This is a genomic window from Nocardia sp. NPDC057663, from assembly GCF_042799895.1.
In the GTDB taxonomy this organism is placed as follows: domain Bacteria; phylum Actinomycetota; class Actinomycetes; order Mycobacteriales; family Mycobacteriaceae; genus Nocardia.
This window is the reverse complement of the sequence record NZ_JBHVHX010000017.1, coordinates 41,161-58,696: the sequence shown is the minus strand read 5'-3', so window position 1 is coordinate 58,696 and position 17,536 is coordinate 41,161. Positions and strand designations below refer to the sequence as shown.

Below are 17,536 nucleotides of genomic sequence, written 5' to 3'. Positions count from 1 at the left end.
CCGGGATCGCTCGGCGGCACGAACCCGACCGATGTTCACACCTCGACGACGGCGATCGTGTCCGGCAGCAACCGCTCCATGTCGTCGACATCCGAGGTGAACACCGTGACCTGGCCACGCTGCGCTTGCGCGACTACGGCGAGCACCGCATCGATGGCGTACTTGTGTCCATGCAGACCGGCAGCTGCAAGCATTCGCCTCGCTCGACGGGCCTCATCCCTGCCGATGTCGGCCACGACCATACGAGAGAGGACCCAGTCCCAGCGTTGCTCGGTCGTGCTGCCGTCGAACGCCTCGACAAGAGTCATCGGTGAAGTGATGACATCGGCCGCGCCACGTGCGGCAAGGTCGAGCCGGGCAATCATTTTTCGGTCACCGCGCACCGCGAGCGACAACGCCTCACTGTCGAAGACGAAGGTCCGCAAGGGGCTCGTCCGCGACCCACTCGGCTTGCCCTTCATGCAACGTCGCCCTGCGCACGGCGTCGCGTGTGCTCTGCATCCAGCGCCTCCAACTCCCGCAGCGCTTCGGCCTGCTCGGCGGCCGTCACTGGGCCGTGCTCGGCCTGCAGCCATTCGACCAACTCCACCAAACGATCACGATCTCGCTTGGCGCGCAACGCTTCCGCCACGTAGGAGGACAGACCCCGCTCCCCCGTCTCCGACCGGATCTCATCGATCAGGTCCGCGGGGATCGTCACCGTCACTTTCCTCGTGTTCGCCATACTTTCAACCATACACATGACATAAGGTGCCATACCACTGTCCTATGGCCTCGTGACCTGGCGCATCACGGGCGTCCCCAGGCTCTGCCTCGGCATATCGGAATCGCACGGTCACCGGTCGGCGGCATGGATAGGACGACAGCGCCGGAGGGATTCGGTGCGGACTAGACTCTGCACAGCCGTGATCGCTCGAGGGCGAGGCTGTCTACACCAGGAGGGGATGGTCGAGTTGACAGTGCGAGGCAATGTGGTGAAGGTCGTCGGGGTCGTGGCCGTGGGGATGGTGGTGGTCGGCTGCGGGGATACCGGCAGTGGCGCGACCTCCCCGCCGACGAGCAGTGTGAGCGTGGCGGCGAGCCCGACCTCGGTGGATGCCGAGGCGACGGTGTGGGATCCGTGTTCGCTGCCGGATTCGGCGGTCAGTGGGGTGGGGTTGAATGCTGGCAGCAAGAAGAAGGATGTTGCGGGCGTGGACTTCACGGGGTGGAAGGTCTGCAGCTGGATGGATTCGGAGAAGAAGTACACGTTCGCCGTCATGGCATCGGAGCACACCTTGGCTGAGTCGCGGCAGCGGACCAGCGAATACACCGGGTGGTCCGACCTGACGGTCGGGTCCCACAACGCACTCGAGTTCCGGCCGATCGGCTCCGCCAATGACGTGGCATGCTATGTCAGCGTTGAAGTTCCCACCGGCTCAGTGGATTTCAAGGTGCAGAATCGCGTCAGCGCGGTAGGAGCCGCTGAGCCGTGCGGCGAAGCGCGCCGACTGAGCACTGCGTTGGTCCAGTATCTTCCTGCAAGCTGACGGGGGGCAGCAGATGGTTCTCGGAATCAATCCAACTCAATGGAATCAGCTACTTGTCCAAGCGAATGCCGGCGAGCTGGCACTCGATCCCGAGGTCGGCAGAGATTTGGACCGGGTCTGCGACGATCATCTGGATCGCCTTGAAGAAGTCTATGAGCTCGTAGACCGCGTCCAGCGCATCGACGGGTTCGGCTCGTTCAACTCGAGCCAGGTGCTGGCCAAGAAGTTCTCACTGACCGCATCCGGCGGCGATCGCGCGCTGGACACGGTCCTCCGGCAGCACATCGAGGCAGTCCAGACCGCGAAAGAGGTTGTCGCCAAGGCGATTGCCAACTTCGTCGCCCAAGACCAATCGACCGGCGCCCAGATCACCGCGGCGGGAGAACCCGGATGACCTACGACGAGTACAAGAGCAAGGTGATCGCCGCGCAGGAGCAGTGGAACACCGAGCGGGCCGGCATCTACAGCCGTCAGCAGCAGGGCAACTACTCCACGATCTTCAGCGGCGACACCCAACCGCCGCACATCACCACGCCCGACAGCTACGACAGCATGTCGCTCGCGCAGATGCAGGCCGCGGTGGCCGCGATGAAACCGCAGCTGGTCGACGACGCGGTGACGGCGTGGGCGAATATCGGCATGAACCTGATGGGCACGTTCTACAAGTTCAACCAGGAATTCGCGCGCACCGTCACCGGCGTGAACGGGCACAGCGGCTGGACGGGTGCGGCGGCGTCCGCGGCGGTGACCGCGGTGAACAACTATGCGGAGCAGTCGATCCCGTTGTCGCAGGCGGCCACGGCGATCAGTCTGAAGCTGTCCGAGATGCGCACGGGCATCGAGGAGACCCAGGCCCTGATGCCCGGCTTGACCGAGCGCGTGAACGTCACCGGCAAGACGCTGCCCGCGGACGGCGTGATGAAGGTCGACGAGCACAACCAGCAGGAAGCCGAGGACGAGGGCAGGCGGATCCTGTACTCGGTCTACGGCCAGGTGGCCGTCCAGACCGACAACGGCGTCCCCTATCTGCCGACGGCGCCGTCCATCACCGCAGGCACCGGCGACCCCGGCGCGACGGGCGGTAGCGGCGGCACGAATACCGGTGGGACACAGGGACAAACTGCTGGCGACGGTTCGACCACCGACGACCCGTCGACCGGCACACCGGCCGAGAGCACGCCGACCGAGGACACCGAATCCTCCCCGACTACAACGCAATCCGCTGACACGGGTTCGACGACACAGCAAAGCCCCAGCACCACACCGCAGTCCACGACACCGACCGCGACCAACCCGAGCTCGACTGCTCCCGGCACCACCACACCGATTTCCCCCGGCACAGCCACACCGGGCACGGGCATCCCCGGCGGCGGTCGTGGCGCAAGTGGCGGCACACCAGGTGGCGGCACCCCCTCCACTCCGGCCCCCGGACGCAGCCTGCCCGGCGGCCAATCCTCCGCCGCCGCAGCGGCGGCCGCAGCCCGATCCGGCGCGGCGACCGGCGGCCGTGGCGCGCCAGGCATGGCCGGAATGGGTGCGCCGGGTGCGGGCCGCGGCGGGTCCGACGACGAGCGGACCAAGGGCATCCCCGACTATCTGATCAACCAAGGCAACGGCGAGCTGCTGATCGGCACGGACGGACTCCGGACCGTGCCCCCGGTGATAGGCGGAGACCACGACAGTGCACCGAGCTGAATTCACCGGCATCGAATTCGAGATCCTGTGGGCTGGCTACGGCCGTGACCGTCTCCCCTACCCCGTGCAATACCGCACCGACATCGCGGACTTCGACGAATTGAAGCGGCATCGGGAAGCGGCGGTCGAGAGCCTGCTCCGCAAATACGATCCCGCGGTCGAGCACGCTCTGACCGTCCTACTCGACCCGGACGCCAGGGTCGAATCCAAAGGCTTTGTCGGACAGGACACCTCGAACGCCATCCGTTTCCACGGCGCGATCCGCGGACCGGCAGGGGCGACCCTGACCCAAGCGCGTGGCACCGCCGAGGACATCGGCGGCGACGTCGTCATGACCTACTGCCGCGCAGACCAGGTGGCCGCCCTCGCGGTCGCGGCGCTCCCCCGTGCGAAGCCGGGCACCAAGCCGCCGGTGGAAGTCCGCCGCGAAAGACTCGCCGCCGAAGAGGAACACTTCGAATACCGCGCAGGCCAACTCAGCTCCGCCGACCAGCTCAACCGCATCTTCCACCGCAAACGCCGCGCCTTCGGCGAAATCTCCACCTTCTCCGGCCCCGCCGTCGACGCCCGCCCCAGTCCCGGCCGCACCTTCTGGTGGATGGACTACGACGACGGCCGCTACTACGTCAAAACCGGCGACCCCATCATCGCCGAACCCCTCCCCACCGACCGCATGATCGCCGGTATCCGCCGCATGCTTGCCCGAGCCCAGCGCTACCACCAGGAATTCGGCGACCCCGACGAACGCCTCGCCTGAGCCTCTCACCACCCGCCGTCGAACAACGCCCGCAGCGCAGGAACCGGATCCGCCACGGTCGTCGTATTCGCCACCGCGACAACGAGAAACACCACCGCCAACCCCACCGCGAGCACCCCCGACCCCGCGAGCACGCGCCGCTCCCCCGACGACCTCCCCGCACGCCGCTTCCACAGCACCACACTCGCCACGGCAAAACCCACCGCGACAACGGCCGCGATCACCGCCATCACCACGTGATAGCGCGCGAAGTCATCAATCATCACGTCGAGCGCAGGCGAAGCACCCGCCCCTGCCGACGCGGCCAACTGCCGACCGACGTCCTCCAATGTCCCCGCCAGTTCCGGCCCCACCGCTTCGTCGAACAGCATCGGCAACACCGACGCGTAAGGCACCAGCGCACCTTGCACATTCGCCATCACCGCCACCAACGCGACGAGTGCGAACATCATGACGCCCGCACCGGCCGTCCCGAGCGCAATCCTTCGCCCCCGCCCCGAATCACCCTTCCGCCCAACGGCTTTCCACAGCACCGAGGCCAGCGCGACCAGAACGCCGAGCAGCACAACAGCGATCAGCGCTTTGACCACGTGATACCGAAACCAGTACTCCACAACATCATCCAGCGCGGGCGAGAACTCGCCCGCACCCGAACTCCAGTACCCGGCGAACGCCACCCGCAGCGCATCCCGAAGCTCCCCCTCGTCGCCGATCCCGCCCTCGGATCCCCATCCCGCCACCATCCCCGGAACGAGCACGAACGCAACCACGAGCAATATCGCCGCCGCCACGTGCACCGCAACCCCACGCCCGGAAGAACGCAGCCCCCGGGATGTCACCGCCAGACCGTCCACGACGATTCCTCCGATCAGAAACGGCCACCACGACACCGACAGTCGCTCACACCGATGCTAACGAGGCTCGTCCGAACCCCACCGAGGTCAGCCGACTACTGGCGCGAAGTAGATCGCGATAGAATCCGAAGGTCGTTTTGGGTCGACTCCCGACCGGAGCACAAGGTGGCAGAGGCCGACTATGTCGTTGTAGGGGCTGGGAGCGCGGGCTGTGCCGTCGCGCGCCGGCTCGCCGAAAGCGGCGCGTCCGTGGTGCTGCTCGAAGCGGGTGGGGCGGACGACAAGGGCTGGGCCAAGATGCTGTTCCGGATTCCGGGCGCGATCAATGTCATCCACTCGACGCCGCAGCTGAAGAAGCTGTTCGATTGGGGCGACAAGTCGACACCGCAGCGCCATGCGCTCGACCGCACGATCCCCATGGTGCGCGGCCGGATACTCGGCGGGTCGAGCTCGGTCAACGGGATGCTTTTCGTCCGGGGTAACCGGAAGAACTTCGACGACTGGGCCGCCGAAGGCTGTCACGGGTGGGCCTACGCGGACGTCCTGCCCTATTTCCGGCGGATGGAGGACTGGGAGGGCGGGGCGAGCGCATTGCGTGGGTCCGGCGGCCCGATCAAGGTCACCCGCCAGCACACCATCACCGACGCGGCGCGCGCGTTCATGGACGCCACCGCGACGCGCCTCGGTGTGCCGACGCTCGATGACTACAACGGCGAGAGTCAGGAAGGTGTCGCGGTTTTTCAGCAGAGCGCCGCGAACGGTGTGCGGTACTCCGCGTCCAAGGGCTACCTGCACGAAGATCCGCTGCCCAATCTCACCGTGCTCACGGAGACGACGGTGACGAAGGTCGTCATCGAAGGATCCCGCGCGACGGGCGTGGAGATCCTGGTCGACGGCGGCAAGCAGGTGATCGGGGCCTCGCGCGAGGTCGTCGTATCGGCCGGCGTGTTCGGGTCGCCGCAGATCTTGCAGCTGTCCGGGATCGGCCCCGCGGCGCATCTGAAAGAGCAGGGTATCGCCGCCAAGGCGGACTTGCCGGTCGGCGACAACCTGCACGACCACCTTTTCGTCCCCCTCTCCTTCGAGATGAAATCGGCATTGCGCAAGCCCACGACGCCGTATTTCCTGCGCGGACTGGCGGCGGAACGATGTCGTCCCGGTTCGTCGTGGGCGGCCGGTTCCTCCTTCGAATCCGTCGCATTCGTGCGCACCTCCCATGCCCGCGAGATCCCCGACCTGCAACTACTCAGCCTCTACTGGGTCTATCCGTCGCCGAATCAAGACTCCGACAAGCGGATCGTTCCGGCTACCAAAAAACCAGGTCAAAGCATTTTCCCCGCGCTCATCTACCCGGAGAGCCGGGGAACCGTCCGGTTGGCATCGGCAGATCCGACAGCCGCACCACTCATCGATCCGGCGTACCTGACGGCCCCCAAGGACACCGAGGTCCTGCTGGAAGGCATCGACATGGTCCGCGAGATCATGGCGGGAACCGGCGACAACAAGGGCGAAATAGTCCCCGGCGCGAATTTCACCGACGAAGCGGCGATGCGCGAAGAACTGCCGAACCGCATCCACACCGTCTATCACCCGGTCGGCTCGGTCCGCATGGGCGTCGACGAACGCGCAGTCGTGGATCCGCAGCTCCGCGTACGCGGAATCGACGGACTCCGGGTAGCCGACGCATCGATCATGCCGAGCGTGACGGGCGGCAACACCAACGCGCCCACCATCATGATCGGCGAGAAATGCGCGGACCTGATCCTGCACGGCTGAGGTTCAGCGCCCGGCGCGCGAAGATGCTCCGCACGAATGTTGTTCGTGCGGAGCATCTTCGCGCGGGGACTTCAGGCGGGAACGGCGACCGGTGCCGGGGTGAGGTCCGGAGTGCCCGCGGGGCGAGAGCGCAGGGCGCCCACGCCGAGCAGGACGAGACCGGCAGCCGACCAGGTGAGCAGCACCGCGAGCGGGGCCAGGGCGCCCGCGCCGTCGAAGTAGGCGACCGAGCGGAGCAGGGAGGCGGTGGCGCCGGGTGGGCACAGCTGGCCGATGGTGCCCCAGGGCTGCGGGAGGAGTTCGGGGGCGGAGGTGGCGGCGGAGAACGGGTTGCCGATGAGGAGCATGATCATCGCGCCGAGGCCGATGCCGGGGCGGCCGATGGCGGCGGCCAGGCCGACGATGGTGGCGGAGACGGCGAAGGCGGCCAGGCCCGCGATGGCGGCGAGTTCCAGGTAGGAGCCGGGGACGATCGAGAGCCAGGTGTGGAAGACCAGGGTGCTGAGCAGGCCGCCGGCGAGGCCGAAGGTGACCAGGCCGGTGAGGCGGGCGGCGAAGCCGTGGATCAGCAGGGTGAGCAGGACGCCTGCGGCGATGCCGGACATCACCAGTGGCAGGACCATCGAGCCGAAGCCGGCGCCGCGTGGGTCGTCGGGGTCGGTGGCGACGACGTCCTGGACCGGGGCGACGGGGGTGCCGCTGAGCTGCTGGGCCAGGGCGGTGAGTTGCTGGGCGACGGCGGGTGAGGCGGCCGAGGCGACCATGACCTGCGGTGCGCCGCCGCCGGTGACGATGGCGCCGTAGATCTCGTTGTCGGCGAGCGCGGTGCGGGCGGCGCCCGCGTCGGCGAGGGTGGTGATCTCGAAGGAGTCGGGACTGCGTTGCTGCAGTTGCTGGGTGACCTGCGCGGACTGCGGGCCGGTGACCGCGATGGGCAGGTCACGCGGGGCCAGGTTGACGGCGGGCCAGGCGAAGGCGATCAGGAGCAGTGCCTGCAGCGCGGTGGCTGCCAGGCCGAGCGCTACTGCTCGTCGGGTGATCGTCATGGCGGTTCTCCCCTTTAAAGCGAATGTTCGTTCTTTTTGGTGGTTCAACGGTGACACCCACCCACCGCGCTTGTCAAGAACGGATATTCGTTTTACTTTGAGTCATGCCCCGAGTCAGCGAAGAACACCTCGAACGCCGCAGGCAGCAGATCCTCGACGCCGCGCAGCTCTGCTTCGCCAGGAAGGGGTTCCACGAGACCTCGATGCAGGACGTGTTCGCCGAGGCGGGGTTGTCCGCCGGGGCCGTCTACCGGTACTTCACCAGCAAGAACGAGATCATCGCGGCGCTCGTCATGCAGACGATGGTGCCGCTGCGGCTGCGGCTGGCCGAGATCATCCGCGCCCAGACGCCACCGGTTCCCGCGGAGGTGATGCGGATGCTGACCACCGAGGTGATCAAGCGCAGTGGTCCGGACGGGCCGTTGCGGCTGGCGCCGCAGGCCTGGGCACTGGCGCTGGTGCAGCCCGAGGCGGGCGTGCCCGTGCGCGAGGGCATCGCCGCCATGCGTGACCTTTGGCTCGAATATGTGGTGCGGATGCGCGAGCTGGGCTGGATTCCGGCCGACACCGATGTCGACGCGCTGGCCAAGACGGTCATCGGGATTCTGCCGGGTTTCATCCTGCAGCATCTGCTGCTCGGCGACGTCGATCCGGACGAGGTCGCCAGGGGTATCGCGGTGATGCTGCCCGTCGTCCCGCCCGGAGATCGTTAGAGACCTCACTGTTACCTGCGACGGCGAACGGGTAGGTTCGGGTGCGGCACCGGAGGGGGTCCCGCGCGCCGGACATTGCTGAACATCGATCCGACCAGGGAGTTTCCTGTGGCACTGCACCGACGAACCCTTCGATCACGCGGCCTGGCCGCGCTCGCGGCCGCGACCGCGGTGGCCGTACTGCCCGCCGCCCTCGCAGGCACCGCGCAGGCGCGCATGATCGGCGAATTCGAGGTGGGCGGCGCGATCGAGACCGAATACGACCAGGCGGGCGCCGCCACGCTCGGCGATCCCACCTCCCCCGAATCCGACGCCGCGGCAGGCGGCAAGTACCAGACCTTCGCCAACAACGCGGCGATCTACTGGCACCCCGACACCAACGCCAACACCGTCGCCGGGCAGATCCGGGACAAGTTCGCCGAACACGGCAACGAGTCGGGCAAGCTCGGCTACCCGGTCACCCGCGAGCAGTCGACGCCGGGTGGCGCCGGCCGGTTCAACCACTTCCAGAAGGGCTCGATCTACTGGTCCGTCGGCACCGGCGCGCACCAGATCAGCGGCCCGATCCGGGACAGGTGGGCCGCGCTGGGCTGGGAGTCGAGCCCGCTGGGCTTCCCGCTCAGCGACGTGTCGAAGGCGGGCAAGGGCGACGGCCAGTTCGCCATGTTCCCGACCGGCGCCATCTACTGGTCCTCGGCGACCGGCGCGCACGCGGTGTGGGGCAACATCCAGGCGGACTGGATCCGCGCGGGCGCCGAGGGCGGCCGCTACGGCTACCCCACCAGCGACGAATACGACTACCAGGGCGGCAAGGCCCAGGATTTCCAGGGCGGCAAGATCACCTGGCAGCCCTCGAACTGACGCCTACGGCGCGAGCAGGCCCTGCCTGGCCCTGCTCGCGCCGGTCAGGGCGAGCAGCAGCATGGTGGTGAGGGCCTGATCGTCGAGGCCCTCGGCGGGGAACGTGTAGCGCAGGATGACATCGCCCAGTTTGCCGCGCCCGATCAGGGTGACCGAGCCGAACTGGATCTCGTTGTTGCGCTCGGCGACGCGCTTGTGCAGCTGCGGCTTGAGCGGGCGGTCCCAGGCCAGCACGCTGGTCAGCGACAGCACGGTGAGGCCGGGCGCCAGGGTGACGGCGCGGATCGAGCACAGCGCGCCGTCGTACTCGAAGCCGAGCGAGCCGTCGGCGTCGACGCGGATATCGATGTCCTGCATCTGCAGGCAGGCGCCGGTGCGCGCCTGCAGGTCCAGTTCGGGCGTGACCACCGCGTCCATGTCGGCTCCGTCGCTCATTTGGTGCCGCCGAAGCGACGATCGCGCTTGGCGTATTCCAGGCACGCGTCCCACAGGTTACGCCGATCGAAATCAGGGAAAAGCGTGTCCTGGTAGACGAATTCGGCGTACGCGGCCTGCCAGATGAGGAAGTTCGAGCTGCGGAACTCACCCGACGGACGCAGGAACAGGTCGACATCGGGCATGTCGGGTTCGTCGAGGTAGCGGGCGACGGTCGCCTCGTCGATCTTCTCCGGATCGATCTCCCCCGCCGCCACCCGGCGCGCGATTTCCCGTGCGGCGTCGGCGATCTCGGCGCGGCCGCCGTAGTTGACGCACATCGTCAGCGTCATCACGTCGTTGTCCTTGGTGAGCTCTTCGGCGATCTCGAGCTCCTTGATCACGCTGCGCCACAGGCGCGGCCGGCGCCCGGCCCAGCGCACGCGCACCCCCATCTCGTGCATCTCGTCGCGGCGGCGGCGGATCACGTCACGGTTGAAGCCCATCAGGAAGCGGACCTCGTCGGGGCTGCGCCGCCAGTTCTCGGTGGAGAAGGCGTAGGCCGAGAGCCACTTGACGCCGATCTCGATGCAGCCTTCGACGGCGTCCATGAGCACGGCCTCGCCGCGCTCGTGACCGGCGGTGCGCGGCAGCCCGCGCTCCTGCGCCCAGCGGCCGTTGCCGTCCATCACCAGTGCGACGTGGTTGGGGACCAGCTCCGGCGGGATCGCGGGCGGACGCGCGCCGGAGGAGTGCGCAGACGGCGGGCGCACGGTGCGGGCGGCACCGGTTCCCGGCTTGGCCCCGGCGGAAGAGTCACGACGCAGAATCACAGCTTCTATCCTGCCTGATGGTGGCCGGGGGCTGGATTGCGGGCGGTGCCTGCGTCACAGTGAGCGCTGAGCGCAGTCAGCCTGCGACGGCCGACCGATTCGTCGCGGGACCGGCCGACCGCTCGACCAGCGGCAATGTGCGCAATTGGCGTTCCAGGTGCCACTGGAGGTGGGCGGCGACCAGACCGCTCGCCTGGCGGCGGACATTGTCGGGGACGCCCGCGATGTAGTCCCACTCCCCCTTCAGCAGGGCGACGAGCAGATCGAGCACACCCGCGGCCGGGGTGCTCGCGCCCGGTGGGCGGCAGTGCACGCAGACCGCGCCGCCCGCCGCGACGTGGAACGCGCGGTGCGGGCCGGGGGTGGCGCAGCGAGCGCATTCGTCGAGCGCGGGCGCCCAGCCGGCGAAACCCATGGCGCGCAACAGGTATGCGTCGAGGATCAATTCGTGCGGGCGCTGTTTGGCGGCGATGGCGCGCAGGGCGCTCGCGGTGAGCGCGTGCAGTTTCGGGGCGGGGGCGCGTTCCTCGCCCGCGAGGCGTTCGGCGGTCTCGAGGATCGCGCAGGCCGTGGTGTAGCGGCCGTAGTCGTCGATGATGTCGGCGGCGAACGCCTCGACCGTGGTCACCTGGGTGACGATGTCGAGCGTGCGGCCCGGATGCAGCTGCACGTCGATGTAGGCGAACGGCTCGAGCCGCGCCCCGAACTTCGACTTGGTGCGCCGGACCCCCTTGGCCACCGCGCGCACCAGACCGTGTTGCCTGGTCAGCAGCGTGACGATGCGATCGGCCTCGCCCAGCTTGTGCTGACGGACCACCACCGCCTCATCCCGATACAACCGCACGCGCCCAGTCTTCCACGTCGGCCCGACACCGCGGCCACGGACACGGTGGACTCGGTCGTAGTGGACCGGTACGACAGCACGGCGACGCTGCCCGGCTCGAACGCGTAGACCAGGCGCGGTGCTCACTGGTGATGTCGTCGATACATCAGCTCTGCCGGAGCAAGCCGGCGATGAGGAGAAGCAGCGACTGCTGCGTTTCGAGGCGGGCGCGGGCCGGGTCTTCGGCGTGGGCGACGATGAGGGAGGATTCGGCGATCGCACTGAGCAACAGTTGCGCGAGCACCGGGACCGGGACAGTCGCGATCAGCCCCGCGCTCGTCGCCCGGTCGAGCTGGTCGGTGATGAGGCCGAGCCCGTGGCGGGCCTCGAGTTCGCGCCACGCCTGCCATCCCAGCACGGTGGGGGCATCGGTCAGGGCGATGCGCAGAACTTCGGGGCGGGAGCAGATTTCGAGGAAACAGGCCAAACCGGCGGTCATGCCCGCCAAGACGTCATCGGGGTCGGTGGCGTCGAGTACGCGTTGCACCTCGGCGGTGATCTCCGCTTCGAGCTGCTCGAGAACGGCCAGGAACAGGCCGCGCTTGTCGCCGTAGTGGTGGTGCAGGGCACCCCGGGTGACCCCGGCGGCCGCGACCAGCTGCTCGGCGGAAGTACCCGCGAAGCCGCGCTCGGCGAACAGGTCGCGACCTGCCTGCTCGAGCGCGGCCCGGGTGGTGCGGGAGCGATCCTCCTGACTACGGCGCTGCATGCAGCCGAGTGAACTCCACGATCAGTTCGGCGAGCAACTCCGGCTGGTCCTCGGGCACGAAGGTGTAGGAGTCGTCGACGGTGCGCAGGCTCGCCTTCGGCAGATCGGCGGCCAGCCGCTGCGCCAGTGCCATCGGGAACAGCCGGTCCTCGGTCGACCAGACCACCAGTACCGGGAACTCGACCTCGGCGAAGTGCTCGGCGGCGGCGAGGGTGACCCGGTTGTCCACGCCCGCGGCGAAGCGGCGCAGGTCGGCGCGGATCGCGGCATTGCGCTGGGCGGGCCGCAGGTAGGACTCCGCGATCTCCTGCGGCAGAGCATGTTTGGTGACCAGCCCGAAGGCGAGCGGCAACCGCTGCATGGGCTTCCACCGCATCGGCGCGAGCAGCGGAGCGATCGTGCCGGGCAGCTTCGCGACTTTCAGCAACGCGCCGAACGGGAACGGCGGGAAGACCTCGTAGCAGTCGACGGCCGCCAGCACGACGCGGCCGATCCGTTCCGGTCGGCGGGTCATCAGAATCTGGGTGAGCGCGCCGCCGGTGTCGTTGGCGACGATCGTGACGTCGGCGAGGTCGAGCGCGTCGAGGAACTCGGCGATCAGGTCCGCGATGCCGGTGGGTGTGAGGTCGGCGTCGGGCATCGGGATCGAATGCGAGCCGAGCGGCCAGTCGGGCGTGAGACAGCGATGTCCGGCGGCTACGACGCCAGGTACCACCCCGCGCCAGATGTCGGCGTTGACGAGCAGGCCGTGCACGAACACGACCGGCGATCCCGTGCCGGTGTCGTGATAGCGGATGCGGCCGGACGACAGGGCGATCTCGCGCGCCGGGCCGAGTGCTGAGCTGATTCCCATGGGGTCCTCCCCTGGTTCGAATGCTGGGCATATCCACTGTTACATACATTCGGTATGTATGTCTATAGCCGAGAAATCCACCCAGGGTATGTGGACGGGTGACCAGCTTCACGCTACGGTCGACCCGATTACCTGCAGAGATGGAGCTCACATGCCCGTGTCCGACCGCGTCGTGCCGAACCCCGCGGCCGATCTCGGCCTCGCCGACCTGTCCGCCGCGATCGCCGACGGCCGCGTCTCCTCGGTCGCGGCCGTCACCGCCGCGCTCGACCGGATCGAGGCGTCCCAGCCGACGCTCAACGCCTTCCGCGTCGTCCGCCGCGAAGCCGCGCTCCGGGAGGCCGCCGACGCCGACGCGCGGCTGGCCGCCGGTGCGCGCCTGCCGCTGCTCGGCGTGCCGATCGCGGTCAAGGACGACACCGATATCGCCGGTGAGGTCACCGCGTTCGGCTGCGGTGGCGAGTTCACGCCGAAGACCGAGGACGCCGAATCGGTGCGCAGGCTGCGCGCCGCCGGTGCGGTGATCGTGGGCAAGGCCAACACCTGCGAGCTGGGACAGTTGCCGTTCACCAGCGGTGACGCGTTCGGCCACTCCCGCAATCCGTGGGATCGCACCCGCACTCCCGGCGGTTCGTCGGGTGGTTCGGCGGCGGCGGTCGCGGCCGGATTGGTCCCTGCCGCACTGGGTTCCGACGGCGCGGGCTCGGTGCGCATCCCGGCGTCGTGGACCAATCTGGTCGGGATCAAGCCGCAGCGCGGTCGCATCTCCACCTGGCCGCACGCCGAGGCGTTCTACGGACTGACCGTCAACGGGCCGCTCGCGCGCACCGTCCGCGACGCGGCGCTGCTGCTCGATGTCGCCGCCGGGCCGCACAACGGTGACCTGCACACGCCGGCGCCGATCGACGCGAGCGCCGCCGTCGGACGCGATCCCGGCAAGCTCAGAATCGCACTGTCCCTGCGTATTCCGTTCACCGCGACCAAGACCGCGCTGGACCCGGAGATCGCGGCGGCGGTGCACGCGCTGGCGAAGACGTTGCGCGCGCTGGGGCATACGGTCACGGTGGCCGACCTGGACTACGGGCTGATGATCGGCGCTTCGTTCCTGCCGCGTTCACTCGCGGGCATCAGCCGGGTGCGCCGGGCCATGCCGGAGGCGATCGTCGACCCGCGCACCACGGCCAACTCCCGCATCGGCCGGGCGCTCAGCGGACCCGCGCTCAGCGGAGCCCGGATGCTGGAACCGTTGCTGCACAGGCGCATCGGCTCGTTCTTCGACGACTACGATCTGGTGCTCGCCCCGACCACCGCCACCCCCGCACCACTCGCCGAGGAGATCGACGGCATCGGCGTCGGCGCGACCAACAACCTGATCACCGGCGCCTGCCCCTACACCTGGCCGTGGAATGTGCTCGGCTGGCCGAGCGTGAACGTCCCCGCAGGCTTCACCGAGACCGGACTGCCGATCGGCGCGCAACTGATGGGCACCGCGAACACCGAGCCCATGCTGATCTCGCTGGCCGCACAGCTGGAATCGGAGCTGCACTGGGAGCGCAACCGCCCTACACCGTGGTGGTGAGTCATGGCAGGTCGTCGTCCCGCATGATGGCGCAGAGCCGACGGAAGTCCTGGTCGTCTGTGTCGAAACCCGCACGAGGGTGCGGCGATCGCCGGCACTGATGTCCTGGTCGGCGATCGCGCTCGAGCACTAACGTCCTGGTTCGACCCAACCCTCGAGATCGCTCTTCGTGCCCGACGGACATCCGTCCTGACCGGTCTGGCGCGGGAACATCACCAGGCAGCGCTGAGGTCCGGGGCCGCCGACTGCCGTCGTGACCAGCACCGCGATCGATGATCCGTCGGCGACGCGTCGGGTCGAGAAACCGAGTGTGCCGGTGACACCGCGATAGTCGCTCTCGCGCAGCTGCACCGCGATGGCGGTCCGGTTCGGCGGCAGGTCGGCCAGCACACCGCGACTGCTGCGCACGGCCTGCAGGAACAATCCGCTGACGTCGAACGCGAGGCCGGTCCGGTCGCCTGCCCAGGTCGGCCGGTAGTCGGTGAGTTCCGGGTAGCCGCGCAGGTCCTCGATCAGACCGGCCAGTTCGACGCACAGCTGCTCGTGTTCGAACGGCACCGGTTGATTGCCGAGTTTGCCGATGCCGCCGACACAGTCGGCGCCTCCGAGCATCACCGGCGCCGCCTTCGACACATAGCGCACGGTCAGATTCGCGGGAAGGGCGGCCGTGGCCTTCGGGTCGGTGATCAGCCGGGTCACCGCGTCGTTGCCGAGGATCGCCGGGCCCGCTCCGCTCAGGCAACCGCGGCTGACCGATTTGGCGAAGGTCGGGAAGTCGTCGTTGCGACCGGCGAAGAACAGCAGGGTGCGCCGGTCGAAGCCGTCGGTCTCACACGGTGCGGGGAACCGGTAGAGCTGCTGTTGTTCGCGCCAGCTCAGACTCTCCTGCGCGACACCGCGGGTGGTGAGCTCGGCCTTCAGATCGTCGACCAGGCTCGTCACGTACAGATCGTCGGCGGACTCCGGGTGATAGATCGTCACCTTGTCGTAGCGGGGCGTGCCGTTCCCCGCACGCGCGCCCTGCACGTAGTCCGCGACCAGTCGCGCCTGCACGGTATTGCTCGGCGCTGCTTGGAAATACAGCGGCGAGGCCTGATCCAGCCCGTCGGCGGACAGGGTCGTCGCCACCGCGGGCACCCCGAGTTCGCCGAGCCGGGTGATCGCCTTGCGGGTCTCGTCGGTGCTGCGGTCGATGCCGACCACGCCGAGCACGCTGGGATCGTCGGCCACCAGCGCGCGCAGCGGATGGTCGACCACCCACCCGGCCTGTCGCATATCCGAGCCACCGTTGGCGATGATGATGCGCAGCAACGGTTCCGACTCGTCGGAGGCCAGCAGCGCGCGGCGCTGCTGCACCGCCAGCCCGGCCAGCTCCTCGACCTGGGCGTGCGGGTAGCGCACATTGGTGTCGGCGTAGCTGAGGCCGGCGAAGTACACCAGCGAGACCAGCGGCCGGTTCGGATTGCTCTCGCGCGCCTCGGCGGCCGCGGTGTTGAGCCGGAACACCTCGCGCTGCATCGCCGTCAGCTCGGGATCGTCGGCGAACAGCTGCGCGGTGTTGTCGCTGTAGCCGACGCATTCGCCGTCGCGCAGGCTCACCGACACGCCATCGGTCCACGGCCACTGCGAGCACGGCGCGTTGCGCAGCGGTGGGAAGTACACCAGCGCGGCACCGATCGCGAGCACGATCGGGATCAGCACGCACAGGCCGACGAACCAGCTGCGCGCGGCCATCGGCGGCGCGGGCGGCAGGGCCAGCCCACGGAAGCGGGGGTCGCTGATCCGCGGCGGTGTGTCGGCGGGCAGCAGTGCGCGCAACGGCAGGAACCAGGCGTCGGTCTGGCGATGGGTGCGCCGGTTGTCGATCTCGCGCACCCAGGTCTGCAGCGGGTCCGGCGGTTGCGGCGACGGCTGCTCGGCGAGGCTCTCCAGGGTGCGCAGTGTGCGCAGCTCACCGATGTGGCCGAGCTCGCCGACCTCGCGGTTCGGGCCTTCGTCGCGGAAGGCCACGATCACCAGCGGATCGAAATGGCCCGTCTCGTTCCTGATCTCGTTGACCCAGGTGAGGATCCGCGCGCCGTCACTGCCCTCGGCCAGGCCGCCGAGCAGCGCCACCGGGTAGGCGGTGCGCCGCCAGCTCGACGGCCGCCAGATCCGGCGGCGGTAGGCGTCGCGCAGGTCCTCGAGGAACGCGTGGATCAGGAGTTTGGCGACCTGCTCCTCGTTCTCGTCGACCCGGTGCGAGGCCGTGAGACGAGACGCGAAACCCAGGAAGCTGCCCGACAATTCGGGCGCCAGGTAGCGCTGGTGCAGGAACCACCGGGTCACCTTCGACATACCGGGAATGCGCCCGGACACCCACAGCCACAACCGCAGCACCGGCCACAGCGCGAGCACGCCGAAGACCACCCGCGAGATCGTGTCGCCCGCAACGCCTTCCGCGGTGTCGGACCGGCTGGTCGGCGAACCGCTGCGCAGCAGCTTGGGCAGCCTGCGGCGCAACTCGTCGGGCGCCTCGGATTCGTCGCTGGTGACCCGTTGGCGCGTCAGCCAATCGGCGGTGCGGTACCGCGGGAACTTGATCGCGCCCATCGCGGTGTCGTCGGCCGCGAAACCGGCGACCAGCTGCTGGATGATCGGCAGACAGTGCCCGGCGATCTCCTGATCGTCGTGCGAGCTGACCGCGGCGAGGTCGGGCGTGAGCGCGGTGCGCGGCAGATCGGGGGCGTGCAGATCGATCTTGGCCCGCGGGGTCGCGCGCCTGCCACCGGATTCGCCCAGCCAGCTGTAGAGGTCGGCGACCAGCACGGAATGCCCCTGCACCCCGACCAGTTCGACGATCGGCCGGGGCAGCGTGCGGCGCCCGCGCCACAGCGTGCGCAGCACCCGCGGTTTGGTGTCGGGGATCTCCAGTGCCCGCAGCAACTCCAGCAGCTTGCCGACATCGTTGGCATCGGGCACTTCGACGGCCTCCCCGGGCGATCAGCGAGCACGCCGCGCACTGTCGGCGTATTCGCCGAACGATACCCCGTAC

18 protein-coding genes are annotated in these 17,536 nt (G+C 68.6%); 8 read left to right on the top strand and 10 right to left on the bottom strand.

The annotated features are described in order from the left end of the window. Positions 1-35: 35 nt before the first annotated feature. The gene (locus ACFVAV_RS27290; RefSeq protein WP_379038293.1) at positions 36-461 is read right to left on the bottom strand and encodes a DNA-binding protein; all 426 of its coding nucleotides are present in this window, start codon (positions 459-461) and stop codon (positions 36-38) included. Further along, positions 458-724: a hypothetical protein gene (locus tag ACFVAV_RS27285; protein WP_379038292.1), complete on the bottom strand. Its 267-nt coding sequence runs from the start codon at positions 722-724 to the stop codon at positions 458-460. Before ACFVAV_RS27285 ends, ACFVAV_RS27290 begins: the two co-directional genes overlap by 4 nt. Positions 725-944: 220 nt before the next feature. On the opposite strand from ACFVAV_RS27285, the gene ACFVAV_RS27280 reads away from it, so the two are divergent. The 4 genes from ACFVAV_RS27280 to ACFVAV_RS27265 are packed head-to-tail and all read left to right on the top strand — an operon-like array spanning position 945 to position 3,981. Continuing rightward, the gene (locus ACFVAV_RS27280; RefSeq protein WP_379038290.1) at positions 945-1,529 is read left to right on the top strand and encodes a DUF3558 domain-containing protein; all 585 of its coding nucleotides are present in this window, start codon (positions 945-947) and stop codon (positions 1,527-1,529) included. A 13-nt stretch (positions 1,530-1,542) separates the two neighbouring features. Beyond that, positions 1,543-1,923 (top strand): hypothetical protein, encoded by a 381-nt coding sequence (locus ACFVAV_RS27275; protein WP_379038288.1) that lies wholly within the window; start codon positions 1,543-1,545, stop codon positions 1,921-1,923. Continuing rightward, complete coding sequence (locus ACFVAV_RS27270; protein ID WP_379038286.1) at positions 1,920-3,224, top strand: hypothetical protein; 1,305 nt, start codon at positions 1,920-1,922, stop codon at positions 3,222-3,224. The genes ACFVAV_RS27275 and ACFVAV_RS27270 overlap by 4 nt, the downstream gene beginning before the upstream one ends. Further along, positions 3,211-3,981, top strand: a complete 771-nt coding sequence (locus ACFVAV_RS27265; RefSeq protein WP_379038285.1) for an ESX secretion-associated protein EspG — start codon at positions 3,211-3,213, stop codon at positions 3,979-3,981. Before ACFVAV_RS27270 ends, ACFVAV_RS27265 begins: the two co-directional genes overlap by 14 nt. A 5-nt stretch (positions 3,982-3,986) precedes the next feature. On the opposite strand, the gene ACFVAV_RS27260 is transcribed toward ACFVAV_RS27265, so the two are convergent. Beyond that, positions 3,987-4,835, bottom strand: a complete 849-nt coding sequence (locus ACFVAV_RS27260; protein ID WP_379038283.1) for a hypothetical protein — start codon at positions 4,833-4,835, stop codon at positions 3,987-3,989. A gap of 54 nt (positions 4,836-4,889) precedes the next feature. On the opposite strand from ACFVAV_RS27260, the gene ACFVAV_RS27255 reads away from it, so the two are divergent. Further along, a complete protein-coding gene (locus tag ACFVAV_RS27255) occupies positions 4,890-6,611 on the top strand; it encodes a GMC family oxidoreductase (protein WP_379038281.1) in 1,722 nt (573 codons plus the stop codon). A gap of 71 nt (positions 6,612-6,682) precedes the next feature. On the opposite strand, the gene ACFVAV_RS27250 is transcribed toward ACFVAV_RS27255, so the two are convergent. Next, on the bottom strand, positions 6,683-7,657 hold the full coding sequence (locus ACFVAV_RS27250; RefSeq protein ID WP_379038278.1) for a hypothetical protein: 975 nt from the start codon (positions 7,655-7,657) through the stop codon (positions 6,683-6,685). Between the two features lie 104 nt (positions 7,658-7,761). On the opposite strand from ACFVAV_RS27250, the gene ACFVAV_RS27245 reads away from it, so the two are divergent. Further along, positions 7,762-8,370 carry a TetR/AcrR family transcriptional regulator gene (locus tag ACFVAV_RS27245; RefSeq protein WP_379038276.1) on the top strand — a complete coding sequence of 203 codons (609 nt, stop codon included), beginning with the start codon at positions 7,762-7,764 and terminating at the stop codon, positions 8,368-8,370. A 108-nt stretch (positions 8,371-8,478) separates the two neighbouring features. Next, positions 8,479-9,231, top strand: a complete 753-nt coding sequence (locus tag ACFVAV_RS27240; protein ID WP_379038274.1) for an LGFP repeat-containing protein — start codon at positions 8,479-8,481, stop codon at positions 9,229-9,231. A 3-nt stretch (positions 9,232-9,234) separates the two neighbouring features. Here ACFVAV_RS27240 and ACFVAV_RS27235 read toward each other — a convergent pair whose 3' ends face one another. The 5 genes from ACFVAV_RS27235 to ACFVAV_RS27215 all read right to left on the bottom strand — a co-directional run bounded on the left by ACFVAV_RS27235 (position 9,235) and on the right by ACFVAV_RS27215 (position 12,923). Continuing rightward, complete coding sequence (locus tag ACFVAV_RS27235) at positions 9,235-9,666, bottom strand: YbjN domain-containing protein (protein ID WP_379038271.1); 432 nt, start codon at positions 9,664-9,666, stop codon at positions 9,235-9,237. Next, on the bottom strand, positions 9,663-10,478 hold the full coding sequence (locus tag ACFVAV_RS27230) for an isoprenyl transferase (protein WP_379038270.1): 816 nt from the start codon (positions 10,476-10,478) through the stop codon (positions 9,663-9,665). Before ACFVAV_RS27230 ends, ACFVAV_RS27235 begins: the two co-directional genes overlap by 4 nt. Positions 10,479-10,554: 76 nt before the next feature. Next, positions 10,555-11,322: a DNA repair protein RecO gene (recO, locus tag ACFVAV_RS27225; RefSeq protein WP_379038268.1), complete on the bottom strand. Its 768-nt coding sequence runs from the start codon at positions 11,320-11,322 to the stop codon at positions 10,555-10,557. 145 nt (positions 11,323-11,467) lie between these two features. Continuing rightward, positions 11,468-12,070 (bottom strand): TetR/AcrR family transcriptional regulator, encoded by a 603-nt coding sequence (locus ACFVAV_RS27220; RefSeq protein WP_379038266.1) that lies wholly within the window; start codon positions 12,068-12,070, stop codon positions 11,468-11,470. Then, complete coding sequence (locus ACFVAV_RS27215; protein ID WP_379038264.1) at positions 12,057-12,923, bottom strand: alpha/beta fold hydrolase; 867 nt, start codon at positions 12,921-12,923, stop codon at positions 12,057-12,059. Before ACFVAV_RS27215 ends, ACFVAV_RS27220 begins: the two co-directional genes overlap by 14 nt. A 151-nt stretch (positions 12,924-13,074) precedes the next feature. Here ACFVAV_RS27215 and ACFVAV_RS27210 point away from each other — a divergent pair, with 151 nt between their 5' ends. Further along, entirely contained in the window at positions 13,075-14,502 is a 1,428-nt protein-coding gene (locus ACFVAV_RS27210; protein WP_379038262.1) for an amidase, read from the top strand. 129 nt (positions 14,503-14,631) lie between these two features. On the opposite strand, the gene ACFVAV_RS27205 is transcribed toward ACFVAV_RS27210, so the two are convergent. Then, positions 14,632-17,463 (bottom strand): ABC transporter substrate-binding protein, encoded by a 2,832-nt coding sequence (locus ACFVAV_RS27205; protein ID WP_379038260.1) that lies wholly within the window; start codon positions 17,461-17,463, stop codon positions 14,632-14,634. Positions 17,464-17,536: the final 73 nt, after the last annotated feature.